This is a genomic window from Novosphingobium sp. BL-S-24 (genome assembly GCF_055521575.1).
In genome coordinates this window covers 949,536-965,241 of the sequence record NZ_CM145488.1, presented here as the reverse complement: position 1 = coordinate 965,241, position 15,706 = coordinate 949,536, and the positions used below count along the sequence as shown (strand labels likewise).

The following is a 15,706-nucleotide window of genomic DNA, read 5'->3' as shown; positions in this document are numbered from 1 at the left end:
ACTCCGTCTGAGCGACGAACGAACGGCTGGACCTGCAAGTGCGGGAATCCGGGCGGTTGGGTGCGCGTTCCCGACGTTGCGGCAACCGTTCCTTCTTCGCGCCACCACATCTCCAACCGTTCGTAACTTGTCACTTGGCGCCCCTCACAACAGGTGCGCCGCGAAACGAACGGGGGTTATATGCAGTATTTCAAGAACGTCATGCTCGCTGCGGTTGGTCTGTCCTTGCCGACCGCTGGTTATGCCCAGACACCGGCGGAAGACATCAATCCCACACCTGACGCCATCATCGTGACGGGTGTGGTCGATCCGCTTCGGCTCAATCTGAAGACCGAAGGAGCCAGTCGCCTTGGGCTTACACCGCTCGAAATGCCAGCCAGCGTCGAAACGCTCGATGGCGACGCGATCCGGTTGCGGGGCGATCTGACCATCCAGGATGCTGCCGCGCGCGCTACTGGTATCGTCAACACATCCGGGGTCTTCGGCTATGGCCTGTCCGCCCGCGGCTTCACCGGGCAGAATTCGGTTATGACGCTCTACGACGGGATGCGGATGTACAACAACACGCTGACCTTCCCGGCTGACCCGTGGATGGCGCAAAGCGTGGAGATTCTGCGTGGACCAGCCTCCGTTCTATATGGTGAGGGCGCCATTGGCGGCGCGGTGAACGTCGTGCGCAAGCAGCCCTCTGAACAGATAGAGGTCAGCGGCCGCATCGGCATTGCATCCTTCGACAGTCTGAACGTCGCGGCGGGCGCTGGCGGGCCGATCACGGACGCCATCGGCTTCCGGGCCGATGCAAGTTATCGCCGATCCGAAGGCTGGATGGACCGCGGCGATTCTGACGCGATCGCCTTGTCGGGGGCCATTCACCTGAAGCCGACGGATGCGCTCTCCATCACCTTGTCCCACGACCATAGTAACCAAAATCCGCGGACGTGGTTCGGCGTGCCGCTGGTCAACGGAAAGCTGGACCGATCGCTGCGCCGGAACAACTATAATGTCGACGATGCCCGGCTGCGCTTCCGCGACAATTGGAGCCAGGCAAAAATCGAATGGGCAGCATCCGATGCGCTGACCATACGCAGCACCTTCTATCATCTGTGGGCCAACAAATATTGGAAGAATGCCGAAAACGTCACTTATGTGCCTGCGACGGCGACCAGCACCGCAAAAATTCAGCAATCCAGCTTCCTGGAACTCTATCATATCCAGAAGCAGACCGGGAACCGGACGACCGCCAATCTCACCCACAGGCTGGGCGGGATGGAGAACCAGATGGTTGTCGGCTTTGACATCAACCGTATCAGCTACAAGAATGTCAGCAACAGCGGCAATAACGCAACCCGCCTGGTCGATGTGAAGGATCCGGCTTTCACGCTTTTCCTCCACCAGGCCAACGCGCCTACCAAGCCCCGTTACACCAATAGGATCCGGCAATATTCAATATTTGCCGAAGATCGGCTGCAGTTCAGCGAGCAATTTTCTCTGGTTGGCGGCCTGCGCTACGACCGGCCTAAGATTACAAAGACAGACTATGTCAACGCGGCGAACAATTTCACGTCGACGCCGGACGCCGTCACGTGGCGGGTCGGGGCCGTCTATAATCCCGTGCCGACGCTCGCGCTCTACGGCCAATATGCGACCGCAGCCGATCCTGTTGGAGCACTGGTATCGACCAGTGTGGCGCAGAGTGATTTCGACCTGTCCACCGGTCGGCAATATGAAGCGGGCATCAAGCATGTTTTCTGGGGGGGCCGGGGCCAGTGGACATTGGCGGTGTATGACATCGTCAAGCGCAAGCTGCTGACATCCGATCCTTTGATCCCCACGATCCAGGTACAGGTCGGCGAACAATCCTCTCGCGGTGTCGAAGCGTCGCTGTTCCTGGAGCCGATCGATCGCTTGAGCCTTACCCTCAACGGTGCGCTGCTGCGTGCGCGCTACGACGATTTTGCGGAATCGGTGGGCGGGGTTCTGTTCCAGCGCGCAGGCAACCGCCCCAGCAATGTCGCCACGAAAAGCGCCAATGCGTTCGTCAGTTGGTCGTTCGCCGATGACTGGGTCATCGACGGGGGTGTCAGCTATGTGGGCAAACGTTATCAGGATGCGGCCAACAGCCGTGTCGTCCCCGCTTACACCTTGACGGACGCCGGTATCCGCTGGAAGTTCATTGAAGGCGCGAGTGCGGCGGTACGGGTGCGCAACATCTTCAACGAAATCTATGCGCGTGCGACCTATGGGGCGTCGCAATGGGTGCTGGGCGATCCTCGCACGGTGGAGGCGACCCTTCATGTCGCTTTCTAAAGTAGCAATCATGACCCGGCCAAGGCAGTCGCCACTCTCGCTGACCGCCTGGACCAAGAATGGGAAGCGTTGGCTTTATGTCTTCCATCGCTGGGTGGGCATCGCCTTATGTCTGTTGTTTGCTATCTGGTTCTTCTCCGGATTGGTCATGCTCTACGTGTCCTTCCCCTCCTTCCGCGCTGAGGAACGGGTTGCGACGGCAGCGCCGATCGAATGGCAACAGGTGCATGTTGGTCCGGATCGGGCACTGGCGAAACTGAATCTGGCTGCATTTCCTACCGAAATGCGGCTTGGCATGACGGGTGGCGGACCGGTCTATCGGTTCGTTACGCCCGACGGGCGGCGCGCCGTGTCGGCGCGAACGGGCGATGAAATCACACAGATCGATGCGCCGCGTGCGGAGGCGATTGCCTCCGCCCTTACCGGCGCACCGACAGTCTCTATTACTACTGTTGACCATGACCAATGGGTGGTCACGCGCGCCTACATGGCGATGGCCCCGTTCTGGCGGGTAAGGCTTGCCGATGCCGTAGCGACCGACGTCTACATCAGCCAAAAAACCGGTGAGGTCGTGCAGAATACGACCGCACACGAACGATTCTGGAACTGGTTGGGCGCATCCCGCACTGGATCTATTTCGAGGTGTTGCGGGTGTTTCAGGAACCATGGCGCCAGACAGTCCTGTGGACGTCAGGCATCGGACTGCTGGGGGCGATTGCCGGCGTCTGGATCGGCCTGTTGCGGGTCCGGCTCCGCAATCGCTACAAATCAGGGTCGGTCAGCCCCTATCGCGGCTGGATGAAATGGCATCATGTCGCGGGCTTGGCGGGCGGGTTGTTCGTCATCACCTGGGTGTTCAGCGGCTGGCTGTCCATGAGCCCATGGGGTGGATTGCGGGACAAGGCGGGTGGCGATGTGGCAAGGCTCTATGGCGCAGCGCGCCCCGGTTTTCCTGCTACTAATGTGGCGATGCTGACGCGGGCAGCCACAGGTGCGCGCGAGGCTCGCTTCACCTATGTTGGTGGTCGGCCGGTCGTCAGCTTATGGGGCGAAAGAAAGCCCCAGTTGCTGGACGGTCTTACGGGGCAGCAAATGTCGATGGATGAGGGCCGGATCCTCATCGCTGCACAGGCCGCCATGCCCGGCTCGACGCTGACCGGCGTGGATCGGCTGAAACGTCCCGATCGCTACTGGTATTCGACTGGAAATGTGCGGGACGACAGCCGACCGCTGCCCGTGCTGCGGCTCAAATTCGACGACGCTGCGCAAACATGGTTGCATATCGATCCAGCCACTGGCGCATTACTGGGTCAGGTTGGATCAGGTGCTCGCAGCTATCGTTGGCTGTTTAGCGCGCTGCACAATCTGGATTTCCCATGGCTGCTGATCTGGCCGCCGATGCGGCATACTCTGATCTGGCTGTTGTCAGGTGCTTGCCTCCTTATTTCAATCAGCGGTATCGTTGTTGGTTGGAGACGTCTTTTCCGAACTTAAACCCGGAATCGCCTCTAGCAACATAAGTATATGGGCGTTTTGTCGACAGGTCGATGATGATCGGAGCAGTGAAATCAATCGGCTCACAGAGACTGTATGGTCTGCTAATTGGAAATGGAGGTTTGAAAGGCGGTAATTAGGTCGATGGCTGAATGGCAGCTTTTTGGCTTGCCGGAAATCAGGCGATAGCCGCCGTTCTCCACATGTTTTGCGACACCATGGCTTTCTCATTTCCCAATGTCCGTGAGGGCATTTCGGGATTTTGCAATTGGAACAGGTTTTGGAAATGCGAAGCCTACAGAAGACCGTCGGCGTGGTCGGCAGAGCGACTCTCCCGCTACCTGTGGGAATGGCTATGACGGCGCGTTAAATAGGTTTGACCGCTTCGTCGTGATAAGGATCGAGATTGACCAAGAATATGAGTGGCTGGAGCCGTCGATCCGTGATGGCCGTAGGTGCCGGCGTAATAGCCACACCAGGCTTCGGGATGGCATCGCAAGGAAGCGGATTACCGTCCAAGGTGCTTGATCGCGTTCAGGAGATGATGCGAGATAGGCGGATTCCCGCTGCGGGAATAGCGGTCGTGCATAATGGCGTCACGATGATGGCCGCAGGTCTGGGCACGGCCTCCCTGCCGTTCGAAGTTCCCGCAAACGAGAAGACGCTTTTCCATCTTGGATCAGTGGGCAAACAAATTACGGCTGCTCTGGTGTTCGAGTTGGCCGAAGCCGGGACGATCGATCTGAATGGTCCGGTCGGGCGCTATGCGCGAGGCCTTCCGGACGCCTTTGCTGCGATTCCCATCAGCGCCTTGTTGAGCCACACCGGGGGGGTGCCGGACTATGAAGGGTTGCCCGGGTTCGACGCCGACCGCCCGATCACGCGCGAGGCTTTTCTCACTGGCGTATCTGCCGTCCCGCTCGACTTTCAACCGGGCCATGCCTGGGCCTATTCGAATACCGGTTACGTGCTACTCGGCTATCTGCTGGCCGATGTTACCGGGAAATCCTATCGCGACCTCGTGACCGAGCGGCTGCTCAGGCGTGCCGGCCTGTCCGATGCCCGGGTGGACGACGCAAGTGCCGTGATTGCAGGACGCGCGGAGCCTTACGTACTGGAAGATAATATCACGCGGCACGCCGTTGGCATGAGTTCCGACTATTCGCAATCGGCTGACGGCGGGGTATTGATGTCGGCGCGCGACGCGGCGCGATGGGAACATGCACTCCAGGCTGGTCCTGTCCCATCGCCAGCGACGGTTGCAAGACTGGTGCGTCCGGCCCTTATGTCCTCGGGCCGCAGCGCAGCCTATGGCGCGGGCTGGTTCACCGATGAGATCAATGGCCGGGCGGTTCAGTACCATTCCGGCAGTGTGACGGGCTTTCTGACCTTCGCCTGGCGCGCGCCGTCTACCCGGACTGCGGTCACCGTCATGGTCAACATCGAAAGCGGACCAGCTGGGCGGTTCATTGAAGAGGCCTGCCTGATGCTGGCGGAGTTCGTTGCTCCAGAATCCACCCCGCTGGGGCTGGTTCCGACCCAGGACGACGCGCCGGAGGTTACGGCGCAGGCGCTGGCCCTGCTGACACGTGGCGACCGGCCACTGGACCCGGGCCTGTTCACCCCCGAAATCTCCGCGCTGATGAAAGGTCCAGCTGCTGGCGTCGTAGTGCCGTTCAAGCTTGGAGCGAACACGACGGGTATCGATTTTCGGCTTGTCGGGCATCATGCCGAACCTGGCGGCCACGTCCGGCGCTACAGAATAACGCGCAATGGCCGGGCACGCCATGCAAGCTTCGCTTACGCACCTGACGGCCGTATCTACCGCTTTCGCAACATCTGATTAGTGGTGCTATAACCCTGCCGGCTTAGAGGTGATCGGGTGGGCGCACACTTTCTTGTTTTACCATCGTTTGTGGGAAAGCCGCAGGGCTGACGGTAATCAGGTGTTTTCCGGCATGGCCGGTTCAGGGGACACGCCCGTGGACACAGGGATCCTACATTGGCGGCGTTGCCGCCGGACAGCCCGGCGGCAAGCGGACGGCAGATCATGGTACAAGCGGACGTACGTGCCCTCACTCCCGAACAGCGAGGCTTGGTCACGTGCTGCCGAAGGGGGAAGCAAGGGCATGCTCCCCCCTTTTGCGAGCCTATGGCTTCGCGGCGACCGGCAGGCGGAATGGCGCGCCGAGGCGATTGAACGCGTTCATTGCCGCGATCACTAGCGTGAGATCAACCAGTTCCTTTTCAGCAAAGACGGCGGCAGCGGCGGCATAGGCTTCGTCCGAAGCATGGGTTGTGCTGACATTGGTCACTTCCTCCGCCCAGGCCAACGCCGACCGATACTGGTCAGAAAACAGCTGCGGCACCTCCGCCCAGACGGGGACGAGGGCAACCTTGTCGATCGCCATGGTCTTGAGCAGATCGCGCGTATGCATATCGATGCAGTGGGCGCAGCCATTGATTTGCGACACTCGTAGAAAGACTAGATGGATCAGCTCTTCAGGAAGATCCGTTTTCTTGGTCACATAATGATGGATACCGAACAGAGCCTTGGCGCCCTCGGGTGCGATTTCCGACCAGTTCAAACGCTTTATCTCGGTCATACTGCTTTCCTCGTAATCGGCGCCAAGCACCGGCGCTCGCTGACTTGACGAGGTACGCCGGTGCATCGTGACATTATGGCGCAGATATTTTCCGTTCTCGCCGATGTCCCATGTCACACCGGAGGCGGCCATCTCGTCATGCAGGAAGACACCTGCATTGGAGACATGGACATGAAGATCGTTATCATCGGCGGTACCGGACTGATCGGTCGGCCCCTCGTCGGACTGCTGCGGGCCGAGGGCCATGAGGTCGTCGCCGCATCGCCCAGCACCGGCGTTGATGCCCAAACCGGCACAGGCTTGGCTCGGGCACTAACAGATGCTGCCGTGCTAGTTGATGTCAGCAATGCTCCTTCGTTCGAGGACGCGGTCGCTCTCGCCTTTTTTCGCGGCACCACGGCGAACCTGCTGGAAGCGGCCCGCGACGCCGGGGTGCGCCACTTCGTCGCGCTTTCGGTCGTCGGCACGGATCGCCTACAAGCTTCGGGCTATTTTCGTGCCAAGCTAGCGCAGGAACAGCTGATCGCCGCCGGCGCCGTTCCCTACACGATCGTGCGGGCCACCCAGTTCTTCGAATTTCTGTCAAGCATCGCGGACGGCTATACGCAGGGCGACGCTGCGCATTTGCCGGGCATTGCGCTCCAGCCGGTTGCTGCCGCCGACATCTCAGCCCTGCTTGCCGAGATAGCGACGTCTGATCCGGCAGATCGCATCGTCGAAGTCGCGGGACCCGAGCGCGCGCCGCTCGTGGAATTCACCGCCAGCTGGCTTGGCGCGCGAGATGATCCGCGCCGGATCGTCATCACCGACGATCGCAACTATTTCGGCGCGCCCGTCTACGACCACACGCTGGTGCCTGGAGAGGACGCGCGGATCACGCCTACGCGTTTTGATGCGTGGCTTGCCGCTCAGTCGCAGGGGCAGGCGGCATGAACAGGCGCCTTCCTATCGCGCTGGCCGTAGCGCTCGGTCTCGGGGCCATAGCCAATGGCTTGTTCATGCTGATCTCGCCTGCGAACTGGTACTTCGCGGTCCCGGGCGTCACTACCACCGGCCCGTTCAACCAGCACTTCCTGCGCGATATCGGACTGATCTTCCTTCTAGTCGGTATCGCAATGCTGACCGGTGCCGCGCGGTCGGCGGCGCGCGTCACGCTGTGGTCCCTCGCTGCACTCTGGCTTGGGGGCCACGCGTTGTTCCATTTCTGGGAGGTGGCGGTAGGCATCTGCGGGACGGGCGCGCTGGTTCAGGATTTTCCCGCAGTGACACTTCCGGCTATACTGACGGCCGCTCTCGCCCTGTGGGCGTGGCGCGATGCGGTAAGCGGCAGTCGCCGGTCGCATCCGATGGAGGACTCTCGTGCCACGCACTGACGGACGCCTCGCTGATTTCGACGCCGAGCGGCCAAGACTGCTGCGTCTCGGATATCGGATGCTCGGATCGGTCAGCGAGGCGGAAGATGTCCTTCAGGAGGCCTGGCTGCGATGGGCGGCAAGGGCGGAGAGCGTTGACACGCCGGCGGCGTATCTGACCCGTGTTGTCACGCGTCTCTGCCTCGACCAGCTCAAGTCGGCCCGCGCGCGCCGGGAGACCTACGTCGGGGCCTGGCTGCCCGAACCGCTCATGGGAACGACCGAGGCGGAGGAGGCGATCGCCGATGACGTGACGCTCACTCTGATGCTCGCCATGGAGCGCCTGTCCCCGCTGGAGCGTGCTGCCTTTCTGCTCCACGACGTGTTCGACATGGCGCTGACTGATGTCGCGACGACATTGGGGCGCGAACCTACAGCCGTGCGACAGCTTGCCTCGCGCGCACGCAAGCACGTGCAGCATGCGCGGCCACGTTTTACCGTAGAGGCGACGGAGGCCGATCAGATCGCGCGAGCCTTTTTTTCTGCTGCTCGCGACGGTGACACGGTCGGATTGTCAACACTGCTGGCGCGCGACGTCGAGATCCATTCCGATGGCGGCGGCAAGGTCATCGCTTTCCGCAATGTGGTGCGCGGGATCGACCGAGCGCTTCGCTTGTTCGCCGGGCTGCGTCGGAAGTATACCTCAATGCCGACGCTGCTACGCACTGCGATCATTAACGGCCTGCCCGGCTACATCAGTATCGATCGAGGCAACGTGCTCCAGACCACTGCGCTTGATGTACGCGATGGCCGCATCATGGGGATCTATATAGTTCGTAATCCTGACAAGCTCCGCCATGTGGCGGCAGCTTTCGGCACAGACGGTCATCCGCAGCACAGCCACTGAAGGTCGTGAATTGGTCGGAAGCCGACGGCAGCTTTTTTAGCCTGATGACCCAGGATCGGATAGTCAGCTACCGGCCGCTAGCCGCGTGAGACTGAAATTTCTCCATGATTTGAGCGCCCATCTTCGGCCTCTTCTGGCACCAGAAACGCTCCCGGTACAATCCGGGATTGTCCAGCAAGCAGCATGTTTTACAGCATAATTCGATGGAAAATCGCCGACTGACCGTCCGGCGATATCCACCGGAATCCAGCTACAACACCAACATTTGTTGGGGTTTTTGTCGGTGGTGGATCGACCCGGCTTTGCTGGGACTCATATGATGCTGCCTCATATCAAGATCACCGCCGCCTAGCCCTCCGACAAGGCATTTAACCTCTCTGACCGGCAAAGCGTGTTCCTTACCGTTCAGCCCAATGGCTCGAAGCTATGGAAGCTGAGCTTCCGCCATCTCGGTAAGCAGAAGACACTGCATCTTGGCCTATGGCCGGACGTCAGCCTGGGACGCTAGAGAAAGACGCGATGAGGCGCTTCAGAGACGCGACCAGTGCGTCGCCCCACCGCTTATACTCGGGATACATGCTTTCATCCGAACCGAGCAGCATGCAGATGACACGGGCGGGCAGGGGAAGGGCACAGAGATCGTGAAAATTGCCCTGCTTTACCGACGCACTGGTCATGTCGTCCAGCAATTCGTCGGTGATCTGCTCTATCCGGGGACGATAGACCTTGATCTGGGACGGGCCATGCCTTTACGCATCGCCGCCATATAGTCGAAGTGAAAGGGCGGGTCGGTCAATATGCCGAAATCGCTGAAATGCTCCCAATCGCTCGGGCCGTCTCCCCACTTGAAAGACCAGATCGGGTTGTCCCACAGGACTTTCTCGCGAATTTCCTTATAATCGCTCGCGATATAATATGGGAAATCCTTGCCCTCGTAGCGATAGAAGGGGCGTTTCGCGGCAAGCTCCGAATAGGCGGGGCCGGGGTTGTGCACTGTCGCAGGATCCTGTGGGTCGAACGCGTGATCCGCCGCAGTCTTCAACTGGCGCGGTTCCGTTGCCCGCGTTTGTCTCTCCATATTGATTACCGGATCGGGAATAAGGGAGCGGGGCTGCGCATCAAACCAGTAGATGTTTAGGACCTAAACTATCTGCCCGGTCGAACGTATTGGACCGAGCGCCCGTGGCGGCGCGATACGGTGGCCTAGTCGCTCTGCTCCAACATCCGCGCCTGCCGAGGCGGACACATATCTGCTGCAGCCGCATCAAAATGCGTCCGGTGATCCGGTCCAGTTCCAATTGAGCATTTTTTGGATGATCGATATGATAATCTGGAGCTTCTCGCATAGATTGTCCTAGTCTTCGAGATAGGATGAACCCAATCAAAAGTGACGCGAGAATCCGCAGTTATATTCTTTCAGTCAGTAATTGATCCCGATGCATTAACGAAGAGGACCATGGTTGGTACCTAAAAACGGGCTTGTCCGGAATAAAATCGGCGAAGTCTTCTTCTTCGTTTCCGCGACTGGATCGGCCAGCGGCAATACCCGCTGGCAAATACTGATGAACAGCGCGAATTTTCGTAAATAGAATAATCAGAGGGGAGCGCAATAATGCAGAGACATGCCAGACAGTGGTCTTATCTTGGTGGGTGTGCAGGTCTGGCATTGACGTGCCTGACGGCTGCAATGCCAGCGCACGCACAGTCTCAGCCATCGGGGGGTGCGGCCAGCGTAGATCACGCCGCACAAACAGATGCCGTTGGCGAGATTGTGGTCACCGCCCAGAAACGCGAGCAGAAGCTCGAACAGGTCCCGATTTCTATTTCGGTCCTGGGTTCTCTGGTCGCAGACAAATCGAATGAAGGTGTATCCGAACTGCTTCGGCGCATTCCAGGTACGGCCATTACGAACGCAGTCCAGGGCGGCGGCACTCAGTTGACCATCCGCGGTGTATCGGCGGGCGGACCCTATTTCAACGGCTCCAGCCCGGTCGCCTATTATCTCGACACCGCGGCGTTCGGCTTTGTGCGAAATGCCGTTGCGCCCGACTCAAACGCTTACGACCTCGATCGGGTTGAGGTTCTTCGTGGTCCCCAGGGTACGCTATACGGAGCGAGCGCCCTTAACGGCGTCATTCGTGTCCTGACGCAGGATGCCGATCTGAGCAGGTTCGAACTCAAGACCCGGGCGTCGGTGTCTTCGACTCATGAAGGCGGCATCAACTATCGCGGCGATGCGGCACTCAACATCCCTCTCATCGAAGACAAGCTGGCTGTGCGCACGGTGGTCGGCTACGATCATGGCAGTGGCTGGATCAGCCGTCCGGGCAAAAAGGACGCGAACGACTCCGATACCAAGACGCTGCGGGTAAAGGTCAACGCTGCGCCGACCGAACAACTGTCCGTCGTCCTGTCGGCCTGGATTTCGCGGTCGAAATATGACGATCCCCCGCAGGGCGATTTCCCATACCGGTCGACCGCCCCCGTCGCGCTGCCGTTCGAGACAAATTACGACATCTACGGCGCAAAGATTTCTTATGATTTTGGCGGGTTCACGGCGACGAGCTCGACGGGATATGTGAACTATCGCAATGACGCGATCAACGACTTTACACCGTTCACCTTTCCGCTCGTCCTGACCCAAACCGTTCGCAACCGGTCGAAGACGTTCAACCAGGAGATTCTGCTGAACTCCAATAGCGATGGGCCGTGGTTGTGGTCGTTGGGTGGAAGCTATAGGCATGTCAAGGATCGCGCGTTTTTCGGATCGGCGATAACCATACCAACCGACCTGTCCGATACATCGAATGCTTATGCCGTTTTCGGCGAGGTCACTCGAAAGCTGTTCGACGACAAGCTGGAGATCACGGCTGGCGCGCGATATTTTCACGACAAGGTGGAGCTTCAGGAGAATTATCCTGCGAATGGCATAATCGGCACGCCGTTGATCAGCCGCGCGGACAAGTTCAAAAAATTTACACCCCGTGCCGTTTTGACCTACAAACCGTCCGACACGCTGAATTTCTACGCCTCCTATTCTCAAGGGTTCAGGAGCGGTACGCAGCAATTTCCGGTGGTGATCCTGGCCAATCCGACGTTTCCGCAGCTCGGTCCCGATACGCTGACAAATTACGAAATCGGGTCGAAAGGACGTCTCTTCGACGGCTTTGTCAGCTACGAAGCAGCCTTATACTACATCGACTGGAAAGACGTACAGCTTTCGACCACGGTTCTGATCGGTCCGTTGCCGTTCACTGCCCTTGTCAACGGACCCAAAGCAACCGGCGTCGGCACCGATCTTTCGTTAACCCTTCATCCCTTCAGGGGGCTGGACTTCGGCGGCACCTTGAGCGTGAACGATCTTCACATCAACGGTACTGTCGTGTCGGGTGGGACGGTCTTGTTCGAAAAGGGCGACCGGCTCAACAATTCGCCGAAGTACACGCTGGGCGCTTTCGTGAATTATGTGACCGATATCGGAAGCGCAGGGTACAAGCTGCGTATGGATGCCTCGGTGAACCACACCTCTCCGCTGACCTATCGTCTGGTTCTCGCCAATAAAGAGGTGGGCGTGGGCGACGCGATTACCCTGGCGCGCGCGAATATCGGCGTCGAGGCGCCGAGCGGGTGGACTGCCAGCCTGTTCGTCGACAACCTGCTCAACGAGAATGGGGTGGTGTTATTTCCGTTCGGTGTGCCGGAGTATAAATCCAGGGTCAGGCCGAGAACGATCGGTCTTCAGTTCCAGCATAAATTTTAAGTGTTGTATGTCCGTGTGTAGCTGGCGACGGCGATGCGGACAGGAGGACTGTCTGGACGGCGGCTACATGAGAGGCCGAGGCACATCGTTCAGTGCGTCGCCGTCCACATGATCATCGATTGGCTTTTGATGGGATTGGATGCGTTTTGCCTTGGAGATATCACCAACTTCTCGTTTTTTACCGGATCGAGCGGACATCGGAGAGGCAATCCTCATGCCCTGTAACAATGTGAAAATCTCAGGCGTGGCGAAGTTCGGGCGCGGAATGCCGGGATTGCGGTCGTCCGGCATTGCTGCGGGAGCCGTATTGCTGTTTTCGGCCGTTGCGGGATGCGCCCCGGTGCGCGGTCCGAAGGCCGCGGCCTCGTCGCCGAATTCGCCAGGCGATGCTCGGCTGGAGCTCGACGTGACCGGTCCGGTGAACGCGCCCGGATATCAGTCGGGCGAGCCACAGGTGGCTATTAACCCGGTTAACCCCGACGAAGTCTTCGTCGCATATTCGACGTCGAAATATACCGGGTCGCTCGATCCGGCATTATCGTTCGAGCCGTCCCCGCCGCACTCCTGCGGCGGAATGATTTCGAGCGATAAAGGGGCGACGTGGAAGCCGGCCTTTCTTCCCTACAAGCAAAAGACTCGCTTCACGCTTAGCCAATGCGCCAATGGTGTGGCGGCTTATGGCCCGGATGGCACCCTCTACGCGGGTGGCGCGGCGTTTCTGGGGTATGACAATCGTGCAGGCGACCCACCGGGCTGCCCGACCGGCAGCCTTCCGATTTACGCGGTATTGGGTGCTCGACATACGCAGGTCTGTATCGAATTCTACGGGACGACGATGCTGGCCCGTTCGACGGACGGAGGTAAAAGCTGGACCGACTTGCCGCGCCCGCTGGGAACGCCTGGGACGGGCACTTATCGCTACGCGCCGGGCTCGCCGGAACCGGCGGGTGTCTTCGACCGTCCCCAGTTGGCGGTCGATCAATCCTCCGGGACGATATATTTCTCGGCCACGAAAATTGGCGGCAACAGGCAGCGTTTCGTCGTAACGTCCAAGGACAAGGGCAATAGCTGGGGGACGATCCACCCGATCGACTCCCCGACCTATCCCCAAGCCTTCTACCGTAATCCTCGACTGAACAGCGCCAACATAGCGGTCGCGAACGGCGTTCTGGCCGTGGCCTATGTTGCGGATCCTGCGTCCGGCGGCTGCCGGTCGCGATGTGTCGTCCTCGCGACGACGCGCGACGGGGGCGCGACATGGCGCCGCGATGTCGTCCCCACGGTCAATGCTTCTATCGAAGGGGGCTCCAATGCGGGAGTCCTCTTCGTGGCGGCCGACCCGACCGCCAAGGGCGGCTTCGCCATACTCACGCTCGGTGCGGACGAAACGGAAAACCAAGTCTATACGACGGTGGACTCCGGCCTGACGTGGCGGGGCCCGGCCGTCGTGGCAGAAACACCGCGGCGCAAACGGTTCAACCGGTGGTTTTCCTACAGCCCGTCCGGTCAGTTGCTGCTGGCGTGGCGCACCTGGAACGGCACGCCGGACCTCACCACGACATCATATGATATGTGGGCTGCTATGGGGAGGAAGACCAGCGATGGCGTGGAGTTCAGCGCGCCTCTCCGAATCAGCAGTAAGTCGGGCAAATATTCGCCCCAATGTCTGGGCGGGGTCTTGAGTGGCTGTATAGACAGCTTCTCCTATATCACCGGCGACGGGCAGAGTGTGGCGATTGGCTGGGGCGACGCGAGAAGCGGAGAGCAACAGGTTTGGTACAGCCGTATTCCGATCGGCCAGTTTGTTTTCAAGTGAGGTTCCTGCCCCCGGATCGGCACATGGCATAATCTACGGCGACTGGTGCGGATCGGTCGTGTTGCCTCGAAATATCGATAAAAACGGTTGGCGGGGATCTGAATATGAATGCTGATGAGGATCGTTCCGTGGGTATGCCCGATCAGCCCTGGCTACTGTACTCCAAGCCGCGTCGCCTGCTGTTCTTGTTCATTCTCTTTCTGGCAACGGCGTCCAGCAACATCGACCGTTTGATCGTCGGAGTCCTGCTTCCCCAGATCAAATCGGAATTCGTCGTCAGCGATACCGAACTTGGCCTGCTCAGCGGCATTGTCTACGCCCTGTTTTATGCCGTTCTGGGAGTTCCCATAGCGCGACTGGCCGACCGGGGTAATCGCGCCCTCATTCTCTCGGTCTCGCTGGTCGTGTGGAGTGCAATGACTGTAGCGTGCGGGTTCACGCAGTCGTTCTGGCAATTGATGCTCGCGCGGCTCGGCGTCGGTGCGGGCGAGGCCGGGGCGCTTCCCACATCGCAGAGCTTGATCGCGGATTATTTTCCGCCGCAGGAACGCGCGGGAGCGATGTCCTTCCTGATGTCGTCGTCGGCCGTCGGCTATGCGGTTGGACTGATCCTGGGCGGCTACATCGCGCAGCATTATGGCTGGCGCAATGCCTTCATCTTCGTAGGGGCGGCCAGTCTCGTGCTCGGACCGATCTGTTTGCTCGTGCTGCGTGATCCACGGACAAAAGTTGTGCCGCAGTCGATAGTCGAGCCTCTCCACACAACTGTCAAAGCGTTATTCCAGTCTCCAGCCTATCGTTGCATCCTGTCGGCGATCACCATTCACTTCTTCATGGGATACGGCGCAATCGTATTTGTCGTCTCACTGATGATGCGGTTGTTCGACGTAAGCCTGCAAGCGGCAAGCTCGACTTTCGGGGCGATTGCGATTTCCGGCGCGCTGCTCGGCAATCTCCTCGGCGGCTGGATAGCCAATCGCGGGGCGAAGACGAGCCTGGCCAACATCCCGAAGATAGCGGGTTGGGCGATGATCGCATCGGTGCCTGTCTTCGAGTTCGCCTTCTCAAGATCGACGCTCCCGGCCATGGCGGGGGGTCTCTTCTTTGGCATTACGTTGCTCAATGTCATGTATGGCCCGCTGTTTTCGTCTCTTCAGCTCGCCTGCGACAACAGCAGGCGTGCGACAGCGGTTGCGATCGTTCTGTTATTTGCCAATCTCATCGGTCTTGGCCTGGGTCCGTTTCTCGCCGGCGTCATCAGCGACAGCCTTGCACCGACCTATGGGACCGGAGAGGGGCTGAGATGGTCCATCATGATATTGTTCGTGGTGATGTTTGCCGGGGGTGGCCTGATGCTTCGAGCCGCTCGTCATATGGCCGTGCTGGATCATGCTGGCGACGTCGAAACGAATGCAGCCATGTCCCGATAGGATTGCGGGACCGATATCAGTGAATATGGAAGGT

At 59.5% G+C, this 15,706-nt stretch carries 13 protein-coding genes; 10 read left to right on the top strand and 3 right to left on the bottom strand.

All coding sequences use genetic code 11. The annotated features are described in order from the left end of the window. Positions 1 to 180: 180 nt before the first annotated feature. The 3 genes from ACZ1JM_RS09880 to ACZ1JM_RS09870 all read left to right on the top strand — a co-directional run bounded on the left by ACZ1JM_RS09880 (position 181) and on the right by ACZ1JM_RS09870 (position 5,644). Positions 181 to 2,307 (top strand): TonB-dependent receptor, encoded by a 2,127-nt coding sequence (locus tag ACZ1JM_RS09880; protein ID WP_465134642.1) that lies wholly within the window; start codon positions 181 to 183, stop codon positions 2,305 to 2,307. A 651-nt stretch (positions 2,308 to 2,958) separates the two neighbouring features. Continuing rightward, positions 2,959 to 3,801, top strand: a complete 843-nt coding sequence (locus ACZ1JM_RS09875) for a hypothetical protein (RefSeq protein WP_465134641.1) — start codon at positions 2,959 to 2,961, stop codon at positions 3,799 to 3,801. A 406-nt stretch (positions 3,802 to 4,207) separates the two neighbouring features. Then, a complete protein-coding gene (locus ACZ1JM_RS09870; RefSeq protein ID WP_465134640.1) occupies positions 4,208 to 5,644 on the top strand; it encodes a serine hydrolase domain-containing protein in 1,437 nt (478 codons plus the stop codon). 307 nt (positions 5,645 to 5,951) lie between these two features. On the opposite strand, the gene ACZ1JM_RS09865 is transcribed toward ACZ1JM_RS09870, so the two are convergent. Further along, positions 5,952 to 6,695 (bottom strand): carboxymuconolactone decarboxylase family protein, encoded by a 744-nt coding sequence (locus ACZ1JM_RS09865; RefSeq protein ID WP_465134639.1) that lies wholly within the window; start codon positions 6,693 to 6,695, stop codon positions 5,952 to 5,954. On the opposite strand from ACZ1JM_RS09865, the gene ACZ1JM_RS09860 reads away from it, so the two are divergent. The 4 genes from ACZ1JM_RS09860 (at position 6,579) to ACZ1JM_RS09845 (ending at position 9,174) form a co-directional block, all read left to right on the top strand. Beyond that, the gene (locus ACZ1JM_RS09860) at positions 6,579 to 7,340 is read left to right on the top strand and encodes an SDR family oxidoreductase (RefSeq protein ID WP_465134638.1); all 762 of its coding nucleotides are present in this window, start codon (positions 6,579 to 6,581) and stop codon (positions 7,338 to 7,340) included. The genes ACZ1JM_RS09865 and ACZ1JM_RS09860 overlap by 117 nt on opposite strands. Next, positions 7,337 to 7,780, top strand: a complete 444-nt coding sequence (locus tag ACZ1JM_RS09855; protein WP_465134637.1) for a hypothetical protein — start codon at positions 7,337 to 7,339, stop codon at positions 7,778 to 7,780. The genes ACZ1JM_RS09860 and ACZ1JM_RS09855 overlap by 4 nt, the downstream gene beginning before the upstream one ends. Before the next feature lie 58 nt (positions 7,781 to 7,838). Beyond that, positions 7,839 to 8,666, top strand: a complete 828-nt coding sequence (locus ACZ1JM_RS09850; protein ID WP_465135030.1) for a sigma-70 family RNA polymerase sigma factor — start codon at positions 7,839 to 7,841, stop codon at positions 8,664 to 8,666. A gap of 391 nt (positions 8,667 to 9,057) precedes the next feature. Then, a complete protein-coding gene (locus ACZ1JM_RS09845) occupies positions 9,058 to 9,174 on the top strand; it encodes an Arm DNA-binding domain-containing protein (protein WP_465134636.1) in 117 nt (38 codons plus the stop codon). Here ACZ1JM_RS09845 and ACZ1JM_RS09840 read toward each other — a convergent pair. Together ACZ1JM_RS09840 and ACZ1JM_RS09835 are read right to left on the bottom strand one after the other, a co-directional pair. After that, positions 9,158 to 9,343: a hypothetical protein gene (locus ACZ1JM_RS09840; RefSeq protein WP_465134635.1), complete on the bottom strand. Its 186-nt coding sequence runs from the start codon at positions 9,341 to 9,343 to the stop codon at positions 9,158 to 9,160. The two genes, ACZ1JM_RS09845 and ACZ1JM_RS09840, sit on opposite strands and share 17 nt — an antisense overlap. Positions 9,344 to 9,372: 29 nt before the next feature. Beyond that, positions 9,373 to 9,708 carry a hypothetical protein gene (locus tag ACZ1JM_RS09835; protein WP_465134634.1) on the bottom strand — a complete coding sequence of 112 codons (336 nt, stop codon included), beginning with the start codon at positions 9,706 to 9,708 and terminating at the stop codon, positions 9,373 to 9,375. A 645-nt stretch (positions 9,709 to 10,353) separates the two neighbouring features. Here ACZ1JM_RS09835 and ACZ1JM_RS09830 point away from each other — a divergent pair. The 3 genes from ACZ1JM_RS09830 (at position 10,354) to ACZ1JM_RS09820 (ending at position 15,672) form a co-directional block, all read left to right on the top strand. Next, the gene (locus ACZ1JM_RS09830; RefSeq protein ID WP_465134633.1) at positions 10,354 to 12,426 is read left to right on the top strand and encodes a TonB-dependent receptor; all 2,073 of its coding nucleotides are present in this window, start codon (positions 10,354 to 10,356) and stop codon (positions 12,424 to 12,426) included. A 139-nt stretch (positions 12,427 to 12,565) separates the two neighbouring features. Further along, positions 12,566 to 14,242, top strand: coding sequence for a sialidase family protein (locus ACZ1JM_RS09825; protein WP_465134632.1), 1,677 nt, complete (start codon positions 12,566 to 12,568; stop codon positions 14,240 to 14,242). A 104-nt stretch (positions 14,243 to 14,346) separates the two neighbouring features. Continuing rightward, positions 14,347 to 15,672, top strand: a complete 1,326-nt coding sequence (locus ACZ1JM_RS09820; protein ID WP_465134631.1) for a spinster family MFS transporter — start codon at positions 14,347 to 14,349, stop codon at positions 15,670 to 15,672. Positions 15,673 to 15,706: the final 34 nt, after the last annotated feature.